This is a genomic window from Pedobacter aquatilis (assembly GCF_032678405.1).
Classification (GTDB): domain Bacteria; phylum Bacteroidota; class Bacteroidia; order Sphingobacteriales; family Sphingobacteriaceae; genus Pedobacter; species Pedobacter aquatilis_A.
The window spans coordinates 1-559 of the sequence record NZ_JAVTSJ010000015.1 but is presented as its reverse complement, the minus strand read 5'-3'; the positions used below and the strand labels follow the sequence as shown (position 1 = coordinate 559).

2 tRNA genes are annotated in these 559 nt (G+C 43.6%); both read right to left on the bottom strand.

Annotated features, from left to right (window positions below):
* Window positions 1–259 precede the first annotated feature (259 nt).
* Window positions 260–333 (bottom strand) — tRNA-Ala (locus R2R71_RS21155).
* Window positions 334–346: 13 nt separating this feature from the next.
* Window positions 347–421 (bottom strand) — tRNA-Ile (locus R2R71_RS21150).
* Window positions 422–559: the final 138 nt, after the last annotated feature.

Here is a 559-nt window from a genome sequence, read left to right as displayed (position 1 = left end):
TCCTTGGTGAGCACAAACACAACAGTCGCCTATTGTTGTTTGCTCTTCTTTTTTAACTTCTTCCAATATGTCAAAGAACTTTACTGAGACTGAAGGCCGAGGGTATAAAGGTATAGGGTGTCATGTGCCCAAACCTAAGCCTCGTTTCAGCTTCGTTAGTAAAAAACTGCGGTCTCGAACCGTTTCATGTGCCCCTGTGGCGTTTCTTCTTTATTAATTATGTCAATATATCTATCAATCCTGATAGAAAGTGTTATAGTGGAGAATAACGGAGTCGAACCGTTGACCTCCTGCGTGCAAGGCAGGCGCTCTAGCCAGCTGAGCTAATCCCCCAGGATTATTAAAGTAGTCCCGTCCAGATTTGAACTGGAGACCCCTACATTATCAGTGTAGTGCTCTAACCAGGCTGAGCTACGGGACTGTTTGTTAGGTTGCTATTGATTAGCGTTAGTATATTACCGCTACCGCTTCCTTTGCTTACCTAGCTATCAGTGCCGATCCCTTTTTGGTTATTAGGACAACCGTCATTTCTTCTGGGTGTTTCTTTTTTGTTTCTTCT